Raw genomic sequence first — 23,701 nt, forward strand, 5'->3', positions numbered from 1 at the left:
TTTCTTTTAATGCAATAGCCGTTTTGCTTCCATATAGAGCACCTGCACGAACTTTTTCGTATTAATGCGGGCTTGAGATAGTGAAGGCTCCACATTGTTTTGCAGCTCCAACATTTTTTTGCGGATTTCTGTAAAATCAAAAAACTTGGATGCATAATTTTCGAACTTAGGATGGGTATAGTCGGTCAGCCCGAGCGATACAATATGGCTTAATGTCTGGAAAATAGCGCGGCGGACACGCTGCTCCGATGCCTTGATTTCCTTGCTTAGCTCTATTGCTGAAGCTGAGTCTCCTAATCGTTTCAACGCTATATTGGCAAATATATCCTTTAGCGAGGGAAACAGATAGGGGGATAGATTGCCTGTTTCCTCCTCATATTGGTCCAAGTATTCCAACATATCCAGTAAATCCACACTTCCGGCTTCGCCGATCATTCCCATTTCGGAGAGCAGAAACTGTCCCGAACTCACAATGTTTCGGGTCGGTTCCAGTGTCGCTGATGGGCCATTCGATGTGAACATCGACAGTCCTTGCAGTGTGCGCTGGATATCTGTAATCGATTGCTGCATACGCAGGCGTTCGGTTACTTTTTGGATAACTGCAATAATTTCCAGTCGGTTTAAGGGCTTGGCAATATAATATTCAATACCGAGTGAGTACGCCTCACCGATCATGTTTTTGGATTCAATCCGAGAAATCATAATGATTTTTCCGCTAAATTGATCACCGAGTGCACGCACGGTCTGAATGCCGTCACGAAGCGGCATCAGCAGGTCAATCAGCAATACATCAATTCGGTTCAGCTCCAGCAGGCCGCTATTCACGTAGGAACCATCCTCCGCTTCCCCAACAACCTCTCCTAAACCCTCGTCTTCAATAATGTCTGCCAGCATCGAACGAATCCCCTGATCGTCATCTACAATATAAAAACGCATCCGGGCTATCTTCCTTTCTCCGTCAGTTTCCGTAAAGGTAATATGATTCTAAAAGTGGTCTGTAATCTATCTGTATGCTCATCTTCATTCTGTAGTAGTTCAAGCGTTCCATCAAGACTCTCCGCGACTTCACGCACATAAAATAAACCCATGCCGGTCGAAGGCTGTCCTCCCTCATCATACTTGGTTGTGTATCCCGGTGTGAAGATCATTTCCCGTTTGCGCTGAGGAATACCTGGACCGTTATCGGTGACACTAAAGGATATTATATCCTCTTGTCCTGGTAGAAAATGAATGGAGACGTCAATCCTTCCACTGTCTTTCATCGCTTCTACTGAATTGGAGGTCAGGTTGTTAATCAGAGTGAGAACTGTATAAACATGCAGTTTGGGCAACAAAGGATCGAAATTCAGCGTGAAACGGATAGACTTGCCTAACGATTGGGCGTATTTGCTGTTTGTTCGGACGATCAGCTCGCCAAGTTCCTGTGAGGTCATATAATGCACGTCGCTTTCCGAATCAATGAGCTTGGACAAGCCGGCAAAAATCCGCTGGCTGTCTTTTTTAATCTCATGGACTTGTCCGGAAATACGAAGTGCCTGTCTGGCGTAATGTTCTCTATCTTTCAGAGATTCATCCTGCTGCAGCTCGCGGTATAGCTCATAGCTTTCACGGGTGATTTGCTCTGCATGTGACAAAGTTTTGCCTAACTGGACTGACTCCTCATACAAGTCCGATACCAGGAGTAAAATTCGCTCCGTTTGCTGTCTTTGTGCCTCTTCATGCTGAACAGATTGATTTAATCGAATCATATTATAGAACCCAAGCACAAAGAAGCTGCGGATCATGGCCATAAAAGCCACTTTGCTGATCTTAACAATGTCCCAGAAATCACCATCAATGCTTCGCCGGACACTAAGCTCCGCCACACTTGCGGCAACCTCAATTCCCACAGAGAGGATGCCCACACGCAGTGCGCGGTAAGGCTCAGCATTAATGTTAAGAACCTGAAAGAGCAGGCCATAAACCATATAATAAAAAAAGGTAGGTCCATGCAAGGTCATTAATTCTTCAAAGGAAGAGCCGGGATGAAGGTAATGATTGAGTGAAATACGAAATGCAACTACTGCTATCCCTGCAAATACTCCCGATAATGCAGGTGGAATATGACGTATAGATAACAGAAAGAAAAAAAATACGGGCGTACCAAAGCTGAGACGAAATGTATTATCGAACGGGTGAATATTCAACTCACCTGCTAGGGGTACAAAGATAAGCATCAGCAGGAAAAGAAGGGTATTTAGCTTCATCCATATTCACCTCCGGGTATTTGTTTCAGAAAGTCAATGTAAGATAAATTCACAGGCTTAGCATTAATACTTGTGAATTTATAGAAAAAAACAAATACATGTGTAGATAACTGTCGGTTTTTATAGTTCGGATTGTAGTATAAATAACATCATTTGAATATTAAGAGCTGCATACTGCAAAAATATACAAACCAGCCAGGGGGGACATGAAGTGAAAAAGATTAATTTAACAATGCAAATCTTTATCGGTCTGGCTTTAGGTATTATTGTTGGTGCCTTATTTTACGGCAATTCAGGGGTGGAAGTCTACTTAAAGCCGATCGGTGATATTTTCATCCGCTTAATCAAGATGATTGTCGTACCTATTGTAATCTCAACGCTCATTATTGGTGTAGCCGGCGTCGGAGATATGAAGAAACTGGGGAAACTCGGCGGGAAGTCGATTCTGTACTTCGAAATTGTAACGACCATTGCGATCCTGTTTGGTCTGCTTGTTGCCAATCTGGTTCGCCCCGGTGAGGGCGTGGACATGTCCCACCTGGCCAAGAGCGATATCCATTCCTATGTGGAGACTGCGGAAAAGTCAGGCCATAGCTTTATAGATACGATTGTGCATATTGTACCTACCAATGTTATTCAAGCCCTGGGCGAAGGAGATATGCTGGCTATTATATTCTTCTCCGTGTTGTTTGGACTAGGAGTAGCTGCGATTGGTAACAAGGGCAAGCCTGTGCTGAATTTCTTTGAAGGTGTAGCCGACGCCATGTTCTGGGTAACCAATCAGGTCATGCGCCTCGCTCCGTTCGGTGTATTTGCACTGATTGGCACGACAGTGGCCAAGTTTGGATTAGCCTCGTTATGGCCGTTATTGAAGCTTGTACTGTCAGTGTATGGCTCCATGTTACTGTTTATTGTGATTGTCTTTGGAATTATCGCCAAGCTTTGCGGTACCCGTCTCTGGACTATGGTTAAAATTTTGAAAAGTGAGCTGTTGCTTGCATATTCGACGGCCAGCTCGGAAAGTGTCCTGCCTAAGATCATGGAGAAGATGGAGAAATTCGGGTGTCCGAAGGGAATCACATCCTTTGTCATTCCGATCGGATATTCTTTTAATCTGGACGGCTCCACTCTGTATCAAGCACTGGCTGCAATTTTCATTGCCCAAATGTATGGCATTGATTTGCCGATCACGACCCAAATCACGCTGGTACTCGTGCTGATTATTTCCTCCAAAGGTATTGCAGGCGTGCCGGGCGCTTCCTTTGTCGTGTTGCTCGCTACGCTGGGAGCAGTGAATCTCCCGCTGGAAGGTCTGGCCTTTATCGCTGGTATTGATCGTATTCTGGATATGGCGCGTACGGTAGTCAATGTTTTAGGGAACTCGCTTGCGGCTGTAGTCATGTCCAAATGGGAAGGACAATATGATAAAGAAAAAGGCGAGGAATACGTTGCTTCAATTAAATAAGATACATTGAACCGAATAGTGGATACCAAGAGCACCTTTGCGAAGTAATGCAGAGGTGTTCTTTTTGTTTCCAAACTTGTTAACACACTTCCTTTTTCGACATTTTTCGATGTTTTTTGTATGGATATATAGGTATATGGACACGAAAAATAAGTCTTAATACCTATGTGATTATAGATTTATTTATAATGATTCTTAATAAAATTCCGATATTAAATTATACCGTTTTATATAACTGGCTTAGAAGGGAAGATCATATATGTTTCTCAAGAAAAATGAGTCTCAATCACTTGCTCCTTTAGTAGAAGAAAGCCGCAAACTCTCACAAAGAATACAGCAAAAGGATTATTCTGCTGCAATACAGGTTTCCTCAGCATCTCCTGAAATTCAAGAAATCGCAAACAATGTCAACCAAGCGATAGAGTCCATGAAAAATGATGCTCAACATGTTGATATCCGTTTGAAGCTTGTTACTAAGGCGATAGAGATTGGCTTATGGGACATGGAGGTCATTGCGGGTGATCCCGTCAATCCAAGTAATACGTTCACATGGTCAGAAGAATTCCGTTCTATGCTGGGATATCAGAGCGAAAAGGAATTCCCCAATGTATTGGACAGCTGGTCATCTCGACTACACCCCGAAGACTATGACAGATCTTTGGCAGAATTGTCTGATCATTTACTGGATACTACGGGAAAAACCCCTTATGACGTACAGTATCGTTTGAGGCTGAAGCATGGAGAATATCGCTGGTTCCGGGCTACCGGAACGACGATCCGTGACCAGCAGGGAGTGCCACTTCGTATTGCGGGCGCTCTGTTGGATGTGCACGATCAGAAGATTAAGTCAGAGGAGCTTCAGGCGCTAGTTACAAGATATGATCTCATCAACCGTGTTTTGGTGGAGGCGCCATATGACGTCATTCTGGCTGATGGAGACATTGAGAACCCGGATAATATATTTTGGTGGTCCCAGCAATTTCGCCATACCTTGGGCTTTAGGGATGAGCAGGACTTCCCGAGTGTACTAAGCAGTTGGAGTTCACGCATACATCCTGACGATGCCGAGCATGCGTTTAAGGCTGTAGTTGATCATTTAAATGACTATTCAGATCGTACGCCATATGATATGGTATGTCGCTTACAAAGTAAAAATGGAGAATATCGCTGGTATCAAAACAGTGGAAGAAGCATACGCGATAGCAAAGGAGTGCCTATTCGCATTGCCGGAACCATCCGTGATATCACAGTGGAAAAGGAAAAGCAGGCTGTTGCAGACGAGCTTACGCTCAAAATTCAGCATCTATCCGATTCCATTACAGAAATGGTGAACGGTGTTAACTCGGTTAGTAACCAGGCACAGGAATTGGCTACGGCTCAAGAGCAATCGACAGAGGCAGCGAATCAGGCCAAAGTCAGTGCAGAAGAGACGCAAAACATTTCGAACTTCATTAAAGAGATTGCGAATCAAACGAATCTATTGGGTCTGAATGCTGCAATCGAGGCATCGCGTGCAGGCGAGCAGGGACGGGGTTTTGCAGTAGTTGCAGATGAAGTCAGAAAACTTGCCATCCATAGTGCGGATGCGACCGGGAATATCGAGACCAGTCTGGACGAAATGAAAACACTCATCGAGCGAATTCTGCACAACATCGGGAATATGTCTACGCTGACACAAACACAAGCCGCGCTAACACAGCAAGTCAATGCATCTACGGACGAGATCAACAGTATGTCCAAAGCTTTGTTGGATTTTGCGAGAACGATGTAAGGCTTTAGACTTCATGTAAATAGTAGACCGGGCCATAGGCTCGGTCTCTTTACTGCTTTTGGTAGATGAACTATACTTTTGAGGATCAATCTAAGATGACCTCAGAGTAATTTCATGTGGAAAAGAGGAAGCGATTTGAGCCTACTTAGTTCAATATTGGTTGGAATTGTAGCGCTGGAGCACGTGTACATTTTAGTATTGGAAATGTTTTTGTGGACGACTCCACGCGCGATGCGTACGTTCGGTACCTCGAAGGAACTGGCAGGAGTGACCAAACCCTTGGCAGCCAATCAGGGGCTGTATAACGGATTTCTGGCTGCTGGATTGGTGTGGGGCTTGTTCTATCCCAATCCTGTGATCGGGCGGCAAATCGAATTATTTTTTGTCATTTGCATAGTAGTGGCTGCAGTGTATGGTGCATTAACGGCTAATAAGTCTATTTTATTAAAGCAAGGTCTGCCTGCCATCTTGGCATTAATCAGTTTGCTGGTCTTCTAAAAGACGCCCTTAACGGGTGTCTTTTTTGCTAATTCGATCACATAATGTCTGCAATGCTAATGACAAGGGGAATAAACAGTTTTTGAACGATTGTAAATCCGACTATTCCGATTTATAATATTTTTCAATACATACTTAAAGAATTTGGAGGCTAGAGCGATGCGTCGTAATTTGACAGGTATATTCGTATTCATCGTATTAATGTTGGTAGTAAGTGCATGCTCCGGCGGAAATTCGGGATCTTCGTCTGCGACGAATGGTAGTGCGTCTGGCACAGATGCAACTACAGCGGATAACGGACAGCCCAAAGATGGTGGCAGCCTGATTATCGGCGTGCAAGCCGATCCGGTGGTGCTGAATCCGAACTATGCGGGTGACCGGGTAAGTCTGACGATAGATCAAGCGATATTTGCACCTTTGTTCCAAGTGAACAATGGCAAGAAGACGTTTTATTTGGCAGATAGCCTGACTCCTTCGGCAGACAAGTTGACCTATACACTAAAACTGAAAAAGGATCTGACTTGGCATGATGGCGAGAAGCTGACAGCTGACGATGTCGTTTTCACGATTAACAAAATTTTAGATGAGAAGCAGCACAGCTTCTTGAGAAGTAATTTTATGGTCAACGGCAAGCCGGTACAGGCGAGCAAGGTTGATGATACGACGGTGGACTTCAAGCTTCCTCAGCCAGCCCCAGCTTTTGAGGCGGCCCTGGTACAGGTATCCCCGATTCCGAAGCACATTTTTGAGAATGAAGCGGATATTGAGAAAAGCACGAAAAACAACACTCCGGTTGGATCAGGTCCTTTCAAATTTAAAGAGTACAAAACTGGCGAGTACGTTACACTTGAACGGTTCGATAACTATTTTGGCGGCAAGCCGCATCTGGATTCTGTGACATATCGAATTGTTAAAGATTCGAATGCTGCCAATTTGGCCCTGCAAAATGGTGAAATCAATGTAAACTATCTCGACCCACAAAACGTAGACACCATTAAAGCGACAGATAAGTTTGACATTTTCCCTTACAGCGAAGGACGCTTGGCATACCTGATGTTTAATGAAAACAGTGATACGAAGCAGTTGAACAAAAAAGAAGTACGTCAGGCACTTTCTTATGCACTGAATCAGGATGAATTGATCCAGGTATCGTATGGCTCCAAAGATTATGCAGATACTGCAAAGTCCGCTTTGACACAGGATGTACTGTATCACACGAATGATGTTGCATTTTTCAATAATGATGTGAACAAGGCGAAGGAGCTGCTGAAATCGGCCGGCGCTGAAGGGCTGAAGCTGCGCATTATCATTCCGGGCGGCAACAAGGTACAGGAAGCACAGGCGCTGTATATCCAGCAGAAGTTCAAGGATATTGGCGTTCAGCTGGATGTGAACAGTATGGATTCCTCAGCGTGGTCGCAAAAATTCGTTGATACGAATGCCAAGGATTTCGATCTGGCGATCAGCGGCTATATCATGGGGTATGACCCTGATGCGTATCGTATTTTGTATAGCACGGGATCGTCCTCCAACTATTCGCATTATTCTAATAAAGAAGTAGATAAGTTGTTGGAAGAGGGCGCGGGTGAGTCGGATACGACTAAACGTGGAGAAATTTATAAAAAGGTACAAGAAATTTTGGCTGATGATGCGGTTATCTACCCGATTGCATACACCAAAACGATTGTGGCCTTCGACAAGCAGTATGGCGGTATTGATCAGGCTGTGTTGAAGCCGGTCGTGATTTTCGAGGATTTGTCCAAAATTTATCACAAATAAGACAGGGTTTTCAAAAAATAAGCTGGGGTAACCAGCTTATTTTTTTCGAAAACAGCAAGGGGAAGGAAAACGTATGAGACAACTCATCGCCAGAAGGTTGCTGCAAGTTATACCGATGCTATTTTTTGTGTCCGTCGTCTGCTTCGGCTTGATCAAGCTGGCTCCAGGTGATCCGGTTCTCTCTTTTGTTACACCGAATATGCATCTGGAAGATATTGAAAGAATGAGGCATAGCTTGGGGCTGGACCAGCCCGCTTATGTACAGTACATATTATGGCTTAAAAAAAGCCTGACAGGAGATCTAGGTTATTCGCTAATTAATCATCAGCCTGTACTGGATCAGATTCTCGACCGTCTCCCGGCGACAGCGGGGTTAATGGGCGCCTCCATCATACTCGCTGTGTTGATTGCAATTCCACTTGGTTTGATTGCTGCGGCCAATCGGAATCGCTGGATCGACAAGCTCATTAATCTAATGTCGTACATCGGTATTTCTGTCCCATTGTTTTGGCTTGGCATTTTGCTTATTTATCTATTTGCAATTTATTTGCATTGGCTTCCAAGTACAGGGATGCGTACGATCGGAACGGACTCGGTGCTGGATGTAATCAAGCATGGAATTTTGCCATGTTTTGTACTGGCCTTTGGCTTTCTATCTGTCTATGTGAGGTACATCCGTTCCAGCACGATTACGCAGCTTAAGGAAGAGTACGTGCAGATACAGTACGCGTTCGGATCTGGACAGCGACTGGTTTTGTTCCGACACGTGCTCAAGCATGTGCTGCTGCCCATCATTACGCTGCTTGGTATGTCGGTTGCGGATCTGGTAGCGGGAGCCATTGTGACGGAGACGGTATTTTCCTGGCCGGGTATTGGCTCGCTGGGCATGACGGCTGTAAAAGGAATGGATTATCCCGTCATTATGGGGATTACTTTATTTTCCGCTTTGCTGCTGATCCTGGGCAATCTGCTGGCAGATATCTTGTACAGCATGGCGGACCCGAGAATTAAATCAACGAGGTGAAAACATGAATCGGAGCAAATGGCGCAACATCGGGATCGAGCTGATGACGAGCAAAATGGGCGCCGTCGCCCTCATACTATTGATCGTATTCTCGCTGGGAGCGATTTTCGCATTTTTATCACCGCAGGACCCGAATAAGCTGAACGTACTGGAGCGCCTCCAACCACCGGGAGGCGCACACTGGTTTGGAACGGACGATTACGGTCGGGACTATTTTACAAGAGCGCTGTATGGCGGTCGTGTATCCTTGCTGGTGGGCTTTGCCTCTATGATTATTGCGACCAGTATTGGTGCAGTGGTAGGCATTGTGAGCGGCTATTTTGGCGGGTGGATTGACAACCTGCTTATGCGGATTTTGGAGCTAATCATGTCGATTCCGTCTTTTCTAGTTATATTGCTGCTTAGTGTGTTTTTGAAGCCAGGCGTTGGCAATATCATTGTCATTATCGCCCTGCTCATGTGGATGAATATTGCCCGGGTGGTGCGGGCAGAGACGATGACGCTGCGCGAACGGGAGTATGTGCTTTATGCCAAAGCTTCCGGACAAAGTACATTTGGCATTATCCTGAAGCACATCGTTCCCAATCTGATTCCAGTCATTATCGTAGGAGCGACGAACAATATCGCTTCAGCCATTATGATGGAATCATCACTGAGCTTTCTCGGCTTTGGTGTTCAACTGCCGAACGCTACGTGGGGCAGTATGCTGAATAATGCCCAAGGTTATATTGCACAGGCACCATATATGGCATTGTTTCCGGGACTGCTTATTTTACTGACCGTGTTGAGCTTTAATGTACTGGGAGATGTACTGCGTGTAGGCTTTGAGCCCAAATTAGTAAAACGGTGATTCACAGCATAGATCCATTAACAATGGCTCCAGGAGCGACAGGAAGGGGCGAAAACACAATGACAGAACATCTGCTGTCCGTCGAACAGCTGGAGGTCTCGTTTTTCACTCGTGAGGGGGAGAATCAGGCCGTTCGAGGGGTTAGCTTTCATATTGATGCTGGAGAAACGGTAGGAATTGTAGGAGAATCCGGTAGCGGCAAAAGCGTTACGGCGAAAGCGATCATGTCGATGATTGCCCCGCCCGGCAAGCGGCTGAACGGCGATATCCGTTACCGTGGAGAAAGTTTGACCGCGCTGACAGAAAAACAATGGCGTAAAATACGCGGTAACCAAATCGCAATGGTGTTTCAGGACCCGATGACTTCGCTGAATCCAGTCAAAAAAGTAGGCTATCACCTGGTCGAGGTGATTCGTAGGCATCGAGGACTGAGCAAGGAAGCAGCTACGCAGGCAGCTGTGGAGCTACTGCGACAGGTAGGTATTACTGAACCGGAGCGTCGAATGAATCAATACCCGCATCAATTCAGCGGAGGGATGCGCCAGCGGGTGATGATCGCAATGGCGCTCTCGTGCAGCCCGGAGCTACTGATTGCTGATGAGCCAACTACAGCGCTGGATGTGACGATTCAGGCGCAAATTTTGGAGCTGCTCAAGACGCTCAAGCAGCAATCTGATATGGCGATTGCCCTGATCACCCACGATCTGGGCGTCGTCGCTCAGGTGTGCAGCCGTGTCATCGTAATGTATGGCGGCATGGTGATGGAGGAGGGGCGTGTGGACGATATCTTCTATCGTCCTGGGCATCCATATACGCAGGGTCTGCTGCGCTCTGTACCCCAGCGTACGAACGGCTTCCGTGAGCGGCTGGTGCCGATTGAGGGCACGCCCCCGGATCTGGTGAACCCGCCATCAGGCTGTCCGTTCATGGAACGGTGCCCGCACGCGTTTGCCCGCTGTGCGGAGCGGCCGCCGATGGTGGAGCTGCGCCCAGACCAGCGAGCAGCCTGCTGGTTGAACGAGCCGGACGCCGTGCCTGCCGGAGTCTACGAGACGTCCGAAGCGGGTCGTGCAGAGGAGGGGAATGACGGTGAATGAAGCGTTGAGAGAGGCCAACCATGTGGCGGGTGAGGATCAGCCCTTGGTGGAGGTACACCAGCTTAAGAAGCATTTTGTGACCGCAAAGGATTTGTTAGGGCGCAGCTCCGAGGTGCTCAAGGCGGTTGACGGCGTAAGCTTCCACATCAAGCGTGGCGAGACGTTCGGACTGGTCGGTGAGTCCGGTAGTGGCAAATCGACAGTTGGACGCTGCCTGACACGGTTATACGATTATACGGAAGGTACGGTACGCTTTGACGGTCAGGATATTTCCAAGCTGAATGACAAGCAGCTCAAGCCGCTGCGTCGGCGTATTCAGAGCATTTTTCAGGACCCATATTCCTCGCTTAATCCGGGTATGAACGTGCTTGACCTGATTGGTGAGCCGATGGATATTCACAGATTGCATCAGGGCAGTGAGCGTAAGGATGCCGTAGTGACTTTACTGGAGAAGGTAGGGTTGAAGCGGGAGCACCTGTACCGCTATTCGCACGAGTTTAGCGGCGGTCAACGCCAGCGGATTTCCATCGCTCGTGCCTTATCCGTGAATCCCGAGTTCATCGTCTGTGATGAACCGATTTCGGCCCTGGATGTGTCCATCCAGGCGCAGGTCATTAACACGCTGGAGGATCTCCAGCAGGAGTTCGGGCTGACGTATCTGTTCATCGCTCACGACTTGTCGATGGTGCGGCATATTTCGGATCGTATTGGCGTGATGTATCATGGACGGTTGGTGGAGGTAGCTGATGCAGATGAACTGTATGAGCAGCCTGCTCACCCCTACACACAGGCGCTGCTCTCTTCCATCCCTGTGCCTGATCCGAGAGCGGTCGGCGAGCGGCAGAATAGCTTGGCTCAACCCGACGGTTCATGGGTATGGGACAAGGATAGCAACGATGCTGGCGAGCTAAAAGAAATTAGTCCCGGACATTATGTGGCGTACCCGGTTAGCCGTTAGGTTAAGATTGGTTGTACGTGTACATAACCCATAGGAGGTAAAAAACGATGACTGAATCAACGAAAAGAGTACGTATTTCCCAGTGGGACGCGCTCATGCTGGAATCTTTACGTTCATTAGGCTGGTCCCCTGAGGAACTCATCCGTCGGGTGCAGCAAAATGAGCTGCCAACGGACGGACAATTCGATTATGCGGAGCTTGCCACCGGGCTGGCGGCCAATGAACCGGAGGTGTTTGTCAGCGCGGTAACAGACGGGTATCAAATCAAATATAATACGATCCGTGGCATTCGTACGTGGATTGCCGTGGCGCTTGGAGGTGAGCCAGAGCTGTCTCTGGAGGAAGGAAGCGAAGCTGTCACATCCGAACTGACGCAGGCCGAATATGATCGGCTGGAGCAGGTGCTGTCGTTAGGTTGGGTCATTCAGGAGGTACGGCCCGCAACTGGCGATACTGCAGGATTGTACCGCATTGTGCCTGCTGCACAGACGAATTAAATTGTGAATATGGAGCAACACACTTTACCAGGAATTGAAACGAGCTGACCGGGAGGTCAGCTCGTTTTTTTAATACGATGCTTCTTCATTATTTTCATACTTTAGAAGATACGTTTACGGCTTGGCACCTCATTCACGTCCCTTCCATCTTTCCTCATATGGATATCATCAGTTGAAATGATTAGAAAGGTTACATTTTTCACCATATATGACCGATAAAAGTATAGTGTTATTTATATTTTATGGGAAATGAGGAAAGGGGACCTTTTAAATCTGATGAGTGAACAAGAAATACATGTGGGTGAACGTAAAGATGAGACGATTGCCGCCGAATCGAACGCAGCTCCACCACGTCCACAAAGAATAGTTTTGACTCTGGTTACAGGGTTTGCATTATTGATCTTTAGTTTGTTCCTGTCGCTAACCACAGGTATATTTCCTATCAGCTATGCAGAGTTTTGGGAAGTGTTGTTTTCTTCCAATCCTGATCCCCTATTGAAGGAAGTTGTATACCAAACTCGTTTGCCATTTGCCTTGGATATGTTGTTGCTCGGAGGAGGTCTGGCCGTTTCAGGCACTCTTTTACAACTACGAATAGCTAATCCATTTGCATCACCCACCTTAACCGGACTTATGCCTGGGGCAATGGTGGGGTTATGTGTTGTCCTTTTACTGGGAATGAACATAGACTCTTTTGGTGGTATGGCCCTTTGTATTGCAGGGGCGGTATTTGGGGGATTCATTGTATTTACATTAAATAGAATCCGTTTCATTCGAGGACGGTCTGCGGGAATTCATTTATTCATGATTGGTTTCATTATTGATGTAGCCCTTCGTTCAATCTCTGGATTTATTGTGCTATTTGGAGAAAATCAGCAAGAGTGGGCAATGTCTGTGGGAGGGAGGGGAATAAGAGAAGGGTCATTCACGTTTTGGCTTACCTTGGTTACACTTCTCGCCGCAGGATCTGTCTTCGCATTCCCCAAGCAGCTGAAACCGCTGTACATTCCCTTCGCAATTGTGTTGACCGCCATTACGGTGTGGGCATGTGGTACCATCGGATATATAGGGCTTATTGTGCCTTATTTCATGCGTTGTATGATAGGAAACCGTCCACGGCTTCTCATGTTGGGCTCCATCCTTTGGGGAGGCGGGTTGTTGATGCTGGCCAAAGTCATTTCCGCTAGAATCCATGAGCCGGTTGGGTTGCCCTTAACCCCAGTACTGGCCTGCATCGGCATACCCCTTTTGATCTTTATGATGTGGAGAGAATGGAGAAGAAGCGTTATGGAAATGGTAAATTCTGAACGCTATTAGCCAGAGCATCAAACTCTCTTTTTTTATGCTATATTTTATACATAAAAAAATAGAGTTGAGGTGCAGCATGACATCAATGACGATTGTCGATCCATCCGTCAAACCAGGAATAGTGGCTTATCAGGCAAGTAATGAAGATCAGGCTGAGATTCAGGAGTTAATTTTAAAGACGGCCAGATGGCTGCACAGCAAGGGTTCCACGCAATGGGGCAAATTACTAAAAGGAGAAGATGATCACAATCTGGGTGGCGCTATTGCACGCGGAGAAGTGGTTATTTTCCGAACCTCAGACGATCATCGCTTGGCAGGCGCAGTGATCTTGCAGCAGCAGCCCAGTGCTTGGGATTGTAGATTGTGGGGATTAGACGGGATGAATTCCGAGGGAGGTACCTCCGTGTATCTGCATCGTTTGGTTGTAGATCGCGATAACACGGGGAAGGGACTGGGCCGTGAGCTTATGCAGTGGATTGAGCAAGGTATCCGCTTCGCAGGCAAGGATCGAATCCGTCTGGATTGTATTGCGGGCAATGACAAGCTTAGCGGTTTTTACCAACAATGTGGCTATACTTATATAGGCGAAACAAATGGCTATAACACTTTTGAAAAGATGCTAATAAAGTCATAGAAAACGAAATCATAATTGAAGGAATACAAAAGAAGGAAGCAGGTGATCTGCATTCTTCTTTTTTTGTTGTGCAGACCTTTACGTCCTCGTGATGTCTTTCTCTTGGTTACTGTCATATCAGAGCCACTCAAAAGAAAAAAATTTATATAAAAATGAAAATGGGGATATCGCGCTTTCTCCTTCTACATATGATGATAGGGAAAGTTTTGTAAGCGCTTCAAAGAAGGGCGATATACAACCATGCGAAGCTACAGGAGGCGGTTAAGGTGGACAATTACATGAGTTGGATAAAAATTGGATTTTTCCTCAGCATTCTGTTTTTACTTGCAACGGCATGCAGCACTTCTCCCAAAATAGAGAATACAGATGGAAAAAAGGTGCGGCTTACGATGCAGGTTTGGGGTAACCCTGCGGAGGTGAAGGTGTATCAGCGGGCACTGGATGCATTTGAAAAAGAGAATCCGAATATCGAAGTTAAGCTGGTACCAGTACCGGGAGACCAATATGAGCAAAAGCTGTTGACACAGCTACAAGGAAGTCGCGGACCGGATGTCTTTTATTCATATGAGTCGACGATTGCGCGTTTGATCGGAGCAAAACAGGTGCAGCCTTTGGGTGAATTTTTAAAAAGTGAGGCAAGTGACGTGAAGGCCGAGGATTTTCCGGAAGGATTATGGGGTCCGGCCAAGCGTGATGGGGAAATCTATGGGGTCACTCCTGACTCAAACCCGATGGTCATGTACTACAACAAAAAGGTATTTAAGGAAGCAGGTGTGAAAACACCGCAGGAATACTATGATGAGGGCAAGTGGAACTGGGACGCCTTTGAGGAGGTTACATCCAAGCTGAAGGCCGCCGGAAAGCAGGGCTATATTGCGGAAAACTGGTGGGCTCACTGGTATTCATGGGTGTGGTCGAATGGTGGCCGGATCTTTGATGAACAAGGCAAGTATGTGCTGGACCACAATGAAAAGGGCAAGGAAGCGTTCGCTTTTATGTACGATATGGTGAAAAAGGGAAATGCGGTATACCTTGGCTCACTCCCAAAAGGGCAGGGGGCAGATGCCATGTTCATGTCCAATCAGGTCGGCATGCTGGCGGCAGGAAGATGGCTGGAGCCCTTGTTTAGTCAAAATAAAAGCCTCGACTTTGATTATATCTACTGGCCCTCCAACACTGGTAAAAATGAGCCTGTCGCCATCCCGGTTGCATATGTAGCTGTCAACAAAAACAGTCCGCATGTGCAAGAGGCCATGAAGCTGGCAGCCTTCTACGTCTCTGTGAAAGGGCAGGAGGCGCGGCTGGTTGAAGGTGGCAATGCCATGGGTACGCTTGCTGCCGCAGATGAGAGCATCATGAAAAAGGCGACGATTGAGCACTCGGGCTATCTGACTGAGGGACGTGATAAAGGGCATGCTTATGGTTCTGCATTGGCGTATGATGCACAGGTGCCGGGGTTGAACTCCGATATCACGGAAACCATTGACCTGATGTTCCTGGGCAAGCAGGATGCTGCGACAACCATTGAAAAGTTGAATCAGATCATATCCAAGGCGGTCAAGTAAACACGGGATGGGCCGTGACCAGGGAGGAAGGTGACAAGATGCAGAAAAAGCATCAAGCGCTGTGGGGCTATCTATTTATTGGCCCCCAGTTTCTTGGTCTGTTATGTTTTTCACTGCTGCCCTTGCTGTATGCGTTTTACTTAAGCTTTGTCAATTGGGATGGTTTTGGGGTGCCTTTGTTTGTCGGCTTGGACAATTTTAAAGGTCAATTATCTGATCCTGATTTTTGGAAGGCACTCATTAATACGGTGTACTATATGGTGCTGGTCATTCCGGTGGGGATTGTGTTGGCTCTGCTCGTAGCCATCGTACTCAACAAAGTGAAGGGCAGGGAAATCTATCGCTTGTTTTTTTTCATGCCTGTCGTAACCAGTTCGGTATCGGTGGGGGTCATCTGGATGTGGATACTGAATGGTGAATTTGGCATTTTAAACCACTTGCTGCGAGCGATTGGGATTGTAGGCCCGATGTGGCTTACCGCTACGCATTGGGTGATCCCATCGATTGCCCTACTTAGCATATGGCTGGGACTGGGATACAACATGGTCATTTTTTTGGCAGGACTTCAGGGCATCTCCAAAAGCTATTACGAGGCAGCCGAAATTGACGGGGCCAGCAAGTTCCAGCAGCTAAGGTATATCACATTGCCGCTGTTGTCACCAACAACCTTTTTTGTCACCATCATGATGGTCATCAGCTCTTTTCAGGTGTTCGATCAGGCGTTCGTCATGACAAACGGCGGGCCAGCCAAAGCAAGCTATACGCTTGTGTATCACATTTACGATCAGGCATTCATTGATTTCACGATGGGAGAAAGTGCGGCAGCGGCAATGATTTTGTTCGTGATTATTCTCATATTTACACTGCTGCAATTTAAAATGCAAAAGAGGTGGGTGCACTATGGAGATTAGTTGCAGAGGCAGGATGCTCCTGCGCCATGTGCTGCTCGCTGTCGGCTCTTTAATCATGTTTTTTCCATTTCTATGGACCATCCTCAGTTCTTTAAAGGATATCTCTCAAATTTTTGTCGTTCCGCCACAATGGATTCCCGATCCGTTTGTATGGAGCAACTATCCGGCATCGCTGGAGGCCATGCCCTTCGTGCAGGCGTACATGAACAGCTTTTACATTACGTTTATCATCGTGACAGCGACGCTGATTAGCGCATCTATGGCAGCGTATGCCTTTGCTAAAATCCGTTTTCCGGGTTCGGATATATTGTTTATTTTGTTCCTCGCTACGATGATGGTGCCTAAGCAGGTAACGATGATTCCGCTATACTTGGTGATGGATCGTATCGGCTGGCTGGATACGCATTGGTCTCTGATTGTACCTGGAGCCTTGTTTAATGCATTCGCGGTGTTTTTGCTCCGTCAATTCGTCATGGGAATTCCACGCGATCTGGAGGAAGCAGCAGTCATGGACGGGGCGGGATACATTCGCATTTACTGGAGTGTCATTCTGCCACTCATTCGTCCGGCATTGGCGGCGATCGGGATTTTCACTTTTTTGGGTGCCTGGAACAGCTTTCTTGATCCGCTGATCTATCTCAATACACCAGAGAAATTTACAGTTCCACTTTTGCTCAACAATTTCAAAGGCCTTTATACCGCCGATTGGTCACTGATGATGGCAGGTACCACCATCTCTGTCGTCCCGGTGCTCATCGTCTACATCATTGCCCAAAAGCAAATTATAGAAGGCATTACCTTAACAGGTATCAAGGGGTAGGGGCTTTTCCCTACTCCTTTTTATGTGCTTTCCGATACTGTAACGGAGTACGCCCGGTGAAATGCTTGAATACACGGCCAAAGTGAGCAATGCTGTCAAAGCCCGTTTTTTCAGCAATGGCGGTCACTTTCCAGTTTGTTTCCTTCAAATACGCCCGAGCCTGCTGGACCCGTACATCCTGAAGATACTCGACCAACGTAAAACCTGTGGTCTGCTTGAAAATGCGGCACAGATAGGTGCTGCTAATATAAAAGTGTCCTGCCAGTTGCTCCAACGATAGCTTCTCGGCATAGTGGATATGCAGATACTCAATCACCGAGTACACGCGCTGCTGCTTCTCGCTGCGCTCAGGCGCTATGGTGTCCGGAGCCGTTGATTGTATGCGGCGGATTCGTATCAGTAGCTGCAGTAGCAGGCTTTGAAGATACATATATCGGTAGGCATGCTCTTGATGGTATTCATCCAGCATTTGCAGGAACAGATGCTCCAACTCGCGTTGTTCTGCTGCAGAGGGGCGAAGCAAAAAGCTTTTTTCAGGCAATAGCAGGTGATTCTGATCGCCGGATGGAGTGACAGACGTGGACGAGCCTACAAACGCTTCATCAAAGTTGATCAAAATTCGCTCATGGCTGCCGTTCCCTTTGTTACTCGTACGGTGGAAATCATGTTTGCTAATCCAGATCAGATCGCCCTTTTGTAGTGCGTATACACGCTGATTAATGTAGTAGTAACGCTCTCCTGCCAGCAGATAATAGATTTCATGCGCTTGATGGACATGGTCAGCAGACATGCTAAATGGCACCGTCCGAAGCGCTTGCTCGATAGCAAAATGGGGAGTGGCGATCATAACGACGTGCTCCTTTATGAAAATATTCATGAGGATAATATATGCATACTTTTTGGACCGATTCACAATAAAAGCGAAGATTTCGCTCTTTCTTATACTATAAAATAGAAGTAATTCATGTAAAGGGTGTGAACCTATTGGCTAAAATCAAATATGCACTTGTGGGCACCGGAGGAAGAGCTGAATTTTTTTACGGTGAAGTTGTTACCGTTTTCAAAGATACATCAGAGCTAGTCGCGTTCTGTGACGTCAACCAGACGAGAATGGACTATGCCAATCGGCTGTTGCAAGAGAAATACGAGCACCAGCTGATTCCAACCTATAAAGCTCACGAATTTGATCGGATGATCGCGGAGGTGAAGCCCGATATCGTCATCGTCACTACCATTGACCGGGTGCATCATCGGTATATTATCCGGGCGATGGAGCTGGGCTGTGATGTCATTTCCGAGAAGCCGATGACAGTTGACGAGGACAAATGCCAAGACATTCTGGATGCTATAGAACGCACGGGACGGAAACTGCGCGTCACCTTTAACTATCGCTATGCCCCGCATAATACGAAAATCCGTGAGGTTATCATGGACGGGACACTGGGTGACATCTTATCAGTCAATTTTGAATGGCTGCTGAATACCCAGCATGGCGCGGATTATTTCCGCCGCTGGCACCGGGACAAGCGCAATAGCGGCGGTCTGTTGGTGCACAAATCAACCCATCATTTTGATCTGATGAACTTCTGGCTTGGCTCGAAGCCGGAGACGGTGTATGCGCTGGGTGATTTGAAATTTTATGGCCGGGAGAATGCGGAGCAGCGTGGCGTGACGGAGTTCTATCAACGGGCTTACGGCAGCAAGGCGGCGGAGAATGACCCTTTTGCCTTACACCTGGATCGTAACGAGCATCTAAAAAGTATGTATCTGGATGCGGAGCATGAGGATGGATATGTGCGGGACCAAAGCGTATTTGGCGACAATATCAGTATTGAGGATACGCTCAGTGTCATGGTGAAGTATCAGAATAAAACGGTAATGAACTATTCACTGAACGCTTATATGCCTTGGGAGGGCTTTATCATCGTATTTAACGGCACCAAGGGACGGATGGAAGTTCGGGTGTCCGAGCAATCCTATGTTAATTCCGGTGGCAGCAAGGCAGATGAGGGGGCGCTAAAAGAGAAAACCATCACGATCTATCCTCACTTTGCAGCACCTTACGAGGTCGAAGTAGAGGAAGGCGTGGGGGGACATGGCGGAGGAGATCCGGTCATGCTGCGGGATATTTTCGATAAGCCGGCAGAGGATCGGTTTCATCGTGCGGCCTCCCATATTGATGGCGCATGGTCCATTTTAACAGGCATCGCTGCCAACCGCTCTATGCGCACAGGTCTGCCGGTGAAGGTGGAGCAACTGGTGCGATTATAACGATGGTAAGTAGACAGCAACTTTAATAACAAGAAGCCTCCTCTAATCAGGTGAACAGAGGAGGCTTCTGTTTGTATTTAAAATGCACCTTATATCTTTATGTCTTAGGGCACTATATTTTATTATTTATCGGTCTTCAGCTCACGGGTTCCCAGCTGTTGTACAGGACGATGGTTATCGGGAAAAATGGCAGCAAACTGATTGATTTGGTCTGCGGACATTTCAATAGGCTGTTCCAATACCGTCCAATTCACATGTTCTGTACATGGCGGGGTAGTCAGTGATCCGTTGTAGCGAACGGAGTGCAGGTCTTTTGGCAGCAGTGAGGCAAGATTTATTTCTCCCTCCAAGTTCGCTTCTTGAGAGATACCCTTTGGCAGTTTGGACCAGATGCGGTTGAAGGCCTTGTTTTCTTTGCCACTTTGTATAAGAACCCCTAAGACAGCTGTGCTTCCGTTGTCGCTTTGATGAACAAAATGAAGCTCCATTTCAGCATTTTTACCGTCTATTTGGTGTTCACTTGGATGATGAAAATGGAACTGCTTTAAGGTGAATGTAGTGCCGTCCACGACAATATTATTGCTGGGACTAGCCGCATTGACTTGGACGGTATGTCCATTATTTAGTATGGATACTTTAGTGGTTGAATAATGAACCTGCAACGGCTGCTGCGTATGCGAAGCTTCCAGATGGGAATGCTCTATGTTGATGGGAGATTGTTCCTGACCGTTACCACAAGCGACAAAATCCTTTTCCAGCTCCCCCCAATGCTCCGGTCCTTCATCCCCTTCGTAGGACCAGTGCGGGCTTTTCTGAACAACTGCATGAGCGCTGTTAGCTGATGACGATGATGCGCGAGTAGTACTAGAAGTGGTGGGTGATGTACATCCTGTTACCGACAGTGCCAAGATTATGGAAAATATGCTGAACAAGCAACCTCTCCAATGTTTTTTCATGTTTCTTTATCCTTCTTCCAAATAGAGTATGTGAAACTTTTTACATTGTAAATTATTGTACAAAGTTCCTGCAAGGGTACAAGGACTTAGGAAAAAGGTAGAAATGGTTGCTTATTATTACCGGGATGTAGAGAGAATAATGGAGTGGTGAAATATTTGTTTGTCCTCTTTGGGGGAAGTAACTATAATAGTGGGGTGTGCATTACAAAATAATTCCATATCCACTCAAAGGAGAGATCTACATGAAAGCAGCAATTGTTACAAAAGACAAGAAAGTTAGTGTAGAAGAGAAACCTTTGCGCTCCCTGAAACATGGGGAAGCGTTAGTCCAAGTTGAATATTGTGGGGTTTGCCACACAGATTTACACGTAAAAAATGCAGATTTCGGTGATGTCACAGGCAGAGTTCTGGGACATGAAGGTATTGGGAAAGTCATTGAATTAGGTGAAGGAGTGACCAGTCTTAAAATTGGCGATCGCGTAAGTATTGCCTGGATGTTCGAAAGCTGCGGTCACTGCGAATATTGTTTAACCGGACGGGAAACTTTGTGTCGTGAAGTTAAAAATGCCGGATACACGGTAGATGGTGCAATGGCAGAACAATGTATTGTCACAGCTGACTATGCGGTCAAAGTACCTGATAATCTTGATCCTGCCGCTGCAAGTAGTGTAACTTGCGCAGGGGTTACAACATATAAAGCAGTTAAAGTAAGCGATATCAGACCAGGACAATGGATCGGTATCTTTGGTATCGGCGGCTTGGGTAACCTGGCTGTGCAATACGCCAAAAATGTATTCAATGCTAAAGTTGTAGCGTTTGACATCAGTGATGAAAAACTCGAACTGGCCAAAAAAATTGGTGCTGACTATATTGTTAACAGCATGAAAGAAGATCCAGTCGCCCGAGCTAAGGAATTAACGAACGGTGCTGGTCTGGATGCAACCGTGGTTACTGCTGTTGCCAAAACACCTTTCAACCAAGCTATTGACGTTGTGAAGGCTGGCGCGCGTGTCGTAGCTGTAGGTCTTCCAACCGATAAAATGGATCTGGACATTCCGCGTCTGGTTCTGGACGGCATTCAAGTAATCGGTTCTTTGGTCGGTACTCGTGAAGACCTTAAAGAAGCGTTCCAGTTTGCTGCAGAAGGTAAAGTTGTTCCTCTTGTACAAAAACGTCCGCTTGAAGACATCAATGAGATCTTCGAAGAGATGGAGCATGGCAAAATCCAAGGACGTATGGTCATTGATTTTACCAAATAAAATGATGTCCAATTCGTAACTCTTGGAATTGTAAGAGAGAGAAAGCGCCTGCTGATCTAGTGCAGACGCTTTTTTTTGCTTTACAGCTTATTCAGAATGTTATCCTCCAAAACCGCAGATTTATCCCCGTATTCTTTAATAATATGTCTTTCTCCCCAGGCACAAAGTGAATCCAAAATGCTTTTCAAACTACATCCATATTCACTAAGCTCGTACTCCACTTTGGGTGGAACCTGATTATAGCTAATCCGATTGACAATGCCGTCTTCCTCTAATTCACGAAGCTGTTGAGTCAGCATTTTTTGTGTTATGGAAGGCATCATGCGCTTTAATTCACTTGTTCGCATCTTTCCATGGGTCAAATGACACAGAATCACACACTTCCATTTTCCCCCGATCACCTCTAATGTCGCCTCAACAGAGATATTGTATTTTTTCTTTCCCAATGCCGATCCCTCCGTGTATGTCGCCTCTAGGGTACTTTTTGGTACCTATATCACTAAAAAGTACGTACTGTTCATAATTGATTGAATAACTCATAATAACATCTGCTGGTCGAAGATTACTATAGATAGGAGTGAAAAACATGTCGCCAGAATCCAAACCAAGTATCTGGCCATTACTGGCTTTAGCCGTAAGTGCCTTTGCCATTGGGACCACTGAGTTCATCAGCGTAGGATTGCTTCCCCTGATCGCTGAAGACTTGCACATATCCGTAACAATGTCCGCACTAACTGTAACGCTGTATGCATTAGGGGTTACCATTGGGGCACCTGTGTTGACCTCGTTAACATCGAGTGTTCCTCGTAAAATGCTACTGCTGTGGATCATGATTGTGTTTATAGCAGGCAACAGCCTTGCTGCGGTCTCTAGCGGAATCACCCTGCTGCTGATTGCACGTGTCATCTCGGCATTCTCCCATGGAGTGTTCATGTCCATCGGGTCCACCATCGCGGCCGACCTTGTTCCCGATGATCGGCGGGCGAGTGCTATTTCGATTATGTTCTCCGGCTTGACCGTTGCCACCGTGACAGGGGTACCATTGGGCACCTACGTTGGGCAGCAATGGGGTTGGCGGGCTGCATTTATGGCTATTGTGGTCGTCGGTGTTGTGGCCCTCATTGCCAATCTGATTCTGCTGCCCTCTACGCTCCGAAAGGGGAATAAGACTCCTTTCAGCGAGCAGGTCAAACTGGTTACGAATGGTCGCTTGCTACTTGCATTTATCATTACTGCCTTGGGATATGGGGGCACATTCGTCGTGTTTACTTATTTATCTCCATTACTTCATGACATAACCGGTTTTGGAGAAAATACGGTAACGTTCATTCTCTTATTGTATGGAATCGCCATTGCTATCGGGAATGTCATCGGTGGAAAAGCTGCGAACCGCAGACCGCTTTCAGCTTTGTTTTACATGTTTCTGATTCAAGCTGTGATCCTGTTTCTGCTGTGGTTTACCGTGCCATTTCAAACGGCAGGTCTGGTGACGATTTTTTTTATGGGATTGCTTGCGTTTATGAATGTGCCTGGTCTACAGGTGTATGTAGTTATGTTAGCCGAACGTTTTGCACCCAAAGCGGTCGATGTCGCCTCTGCTGTTAATATTGCGGCTTTTAATGCAGGAATCGCAATCGGAGCATATGTGGGAGGAATTGTGACAGATTCACTGGGGCTTATGCATACGACTTGGGTCGGTGGGGTAATGGTTTTTGTAGCGGTTCTACTGACAGCATGGAGTCGTATGCTCGAAAAAAGGGATACAACCGCCTTGGTAGGCTAAAACTTTTAA

General features: G+C 46.6%; 22 protein-coding genes. 17 read left to right on the plus strand and 5 right to left on the minus strand.

The features are described from left to right. Positions 1-6 precede the first annotated feature (6 nt). On the minus strand, positions 7-936 hold the full coding sequence (locus MKX36_RS01275) for a response regulator (protein ID WP_016820184.1): 930 nt from the start codon (positions 934-936) through the stop codon (positions 7-9). A gap of 5 nt (positions 937-941) precedes the next feature. After that, entirely contained in the window at positions 942-2,246 is a 1,305-nt protein-coding gene (locus MKX36_RS01280; protein WP_016820185.1) for a sensor histidine kinase, read from the minus strand. 211 nt (positions 2,247-2,457) lie between these two features. Between MKX36_RS01280 and MKX36_RS01285 the strand changes: the two genes are divergently transcribed. The 14 genes from MKX36_RS01285 (at position 2,458) to MKX36_RS01350 (ending at position 17,423) form a co-directional block, all read left to right on the plus strand. Further along, on the plus strand, positions 2,458-3,711 hold the full coding sequence (locus tag MKX36_RS01285) for a cation:dicarboxylate symporter family transporter (protein WP_039276598.1): 1,254 nt from the start codon (positions 2,458-2,460) through the stop codon (positions 3,709-3,711). Between the two features lie 259 nt (positions 3,712-3,970). Beyond that, positions 3,971-5,482 (plus strand): methyl-accepting chemotaxis protein, encoded by a 1,512-nt coding sequence (locus MKX36_RS01290; RefSeq protein ID WP_025363748.1) that lies wholly within the window; start codon positions 3,971-3,973, stop codon positions 5,480-5,482. Between the two features lie 135 nt (positions 5,483-5,617). After that, a complete protein-coding gene (locus MKX36_RS01295; RefSeq protein WP_340864079.1) occupies positions 5,618-5,980 on the plus strand; it encodes a DUF1304 domain-containing protein in 363 nt (120 codons plus the stop codon). Between the two features lie 159 nt (positions 5,981-6,139). After that, positions 6,140-7,759 carry an ABC transporter substrate-binding protein gene (locus MKX36_RS01300; protein WP_019685838.1) on the plus strand — a complete coding sequence of 540 codons (1,620 nt, stop codon included), beginning with the start codon at positions 6,140-6,142 and terminating at the stop codon, positions 7,757-7,759. Between the two features lie 73 nt (positions 7,760-7,832). Next, positions 7,833-8,783 carry an ABC transporter permease gene (locus MKX36_RS01305; RefSeq protein ID WP_025363750.1) on the plus strand — a complete coding sequence of 317 codons (951 nt, stop codon included), beginning with the start codon at positions 7,833-7,835 and terminating at the stop codon, positions 8,781-8,783. Positions 8,784-8,787: 4 nt separating this feature from the next. Next, entirely contained in the window at positions 8,788-9,633 is an 846-nt protein-coding gene (locus tag MKX36_RS01310; RefSeq protein WP_016820191.1) for an ABC transporter permease, read from the plus strand. 59 nt (positions 9,634-9,692) lie between these two features. Next, entirely contained in the window at positions 9,693-10,730 is a 1,038-nt protein-coding gene (locus tag MKX36_RS01315) for an ABC transporter ATP-binding protein (protein WP_025363751.1), read from the plus strand. Further along, the gene (locus MKX36_RS01320) at positions 10,717-11,688 is read left to right on the plus strand and encodes an ABC transporter ATP-binding protein (protein ID WP_185093996.1); all 972 of its coding nucleotides are present in this window, start codon (positions 10,717-10,719) and stop codon (positions 11,686-11,688) included. The genes MKX36_RS01315 and MKX36_RS01320 overlap by 14 nt, the downstream gene beginning before the upstream one ends. Before the next feature lie 47 nt (positions 11,689-11,735). Next, positions 11,736-12,185: a hypothetical protein gene (locus MKX36_RS01325; RefSeq protein WP_016820194.1), complete on the plus strand. Its 450-nt coding sequence runs from the start codon at positions 11,736-11,738 to the stop codon at positions 12,183-12,185. A gap of 276 nt (positions 12,186-12,461) precedes the next feature. Next, a complete protein-coding gene (locus MKX36_RS01330) occupies positions 12,462-13,502 on the plus strand; it encodes an iron chelate uptake ABC transporter family permease subunit (protein ID WP_340864080.1) in 1,041 nt (346 codons plus the stop codon). A 67-nt stretch (positions 13,503-13,569) separates the two neighbouring features. Further along, positions 13,570-14,127, plus strand: coding sequence for a GNAT family N-acetyltransferase (locus MKX36_RS01335; protein ID WP_290410182.1), 558 nt, complete (start codon positions 13,570-13,572; stop codon positions 14,125-14,127). 266 nt (positions 14,128-14,393) lie between these two features. Further along, positions 14,394-15,692, plus strand: a complete 1,299-nt coding sequence (locus MKX36_RS01340) for an ABC transporter substrate-binding protein (protein ID WP_340864081.1) — start codon at positions 14,394-14,396, stop codon at positions 15,690-15,692. Positions 15,693-15,730: 38 nt separating this feature from the next. After that, entirely contained in the window at positions 15,731-16,603 is an 873-nt protein-coding gene (locus MKX36_RS01345) for a carbohydrate ABC transporter permease (RefSeq protein ID WP_340864082.1), read from the plus strand. Further along, positions 16,593-17,423, plus strand: coding sequence for a carbohydrate ABC transporter permease (locus tag MKX36_RS01350; RefSeq protein ID WP_017425663.1), 831 nt, complete (start codon positions 16,593-16,595; stop codon positions 17,421-17,423). The genes MKX36_RS01345 and MKX36_RS01350 overlap by 11 nt, the downstream gene beginning before the upstream one ends. Before the next feature lie 10 nt (positions 17,424-17,433). Here MKX36_RS01350 and MKX36_RS01355 read toward each other — a convergent pair whose 3' ends face one another. Beyond that, positions 17,434-18,270, minus strand: a complete 837-nt coding sequence (locus MKX36_RS01355) for a helix-turn-helix transcriptional regulator (RefSeq protein ID WP_340864083.1) — start codon at positions 18,268-18,270, stop codon at positions 17,434-17,436. Between the two features lie 137 nt (positions 18,271-18,407). On the opposite strand from MKX36_RS01355, the gene MKX36_RS01360 reads away from it, so the two are divergent. Continuing rightward, complete coding sequence (locus MKX36_RS01360; protein WP_017425665.1) at positions 18,408-19,694, plus strand: Gfo/Idh/MocA family protein; 1,287 nt, start codon at positions 18,408-18,410, stop codon at positions 19,692-19,694. 122 nt (positions 19,695-19,816) lie between these two features. On the opposite strand, the gene MKX36_RS01365 is transcribed toward MKX36_RS01360, so the two are convergent. Next, positions 19,817-20,650, minus strand: a complete 834-nt coding sequence (locus MKX36_RS01365) for a carbonic anhydrase (RefSeq protein ID WP_045244955.1) — start codon at positions 20,648-20,650, stop codon at positions 19,817-19,819. 242 nt (positions 20,651-20,892) lie between these two features. Here MKX36_RS01365 and adhP point away from each other — a divergent pair, with 242 nt between their 5' ends. Further along, positions 20,893-21,909, plus strand: a complete 1,017-nt coding sequence (adhP, locus tag MKX36_RS01370) for an alcohol dehydrogenase AdhP (RefSeq protein ID WP_016820203.1) — start codon at positions 20,893-20,895, stop codon at positions 21,907-21,909. Between the two features lie 80 nt (positions 21,910-21,989). Here adhP and MKX36_RS01375 read toward each other — a convergent pair whose 3' ends face one another. Next, positions 21,990-22,355, minus strand: a complete 366-nt coding sequence (locus tag MKX36_RS01375; RefSeq protein WP_013368959.1) for a winged helix-turn-helix transcriptional regulator — start codon at positions 22,353-22,355, stop codon at positions 21,990-21,992. A 140-nt stretch (positions 22,356-22,495) separates the two neighbouring features. Here MKX36_RS01375 and MKX36_RS01380 point away from each other — a divergent pair, with 140 nt between their 5' ends. After that, positions 22,496-23,692 (plus strand): MFS transporter, encoded by a 1,197-nt coding sequence (locus MKX36_RS01380; protein WP_340864084.1) that lies wholly within the window; start codon positions 22,496-22,498, stop codon positions 23,690-23,692. Positions 23,693-23,701: the final 9 nt, after the last annotated feature.

The sequence above is a fragment of the Paenibacillus sp. FSL W8-0439 genome (assembly GCF_038008995.1).
Lineage (GTDB): Bacteria > Bacillota > Bacilli > Paenibacillales > Paenibacillaceae > Paenibacillus > Paenibacillus polymyxa.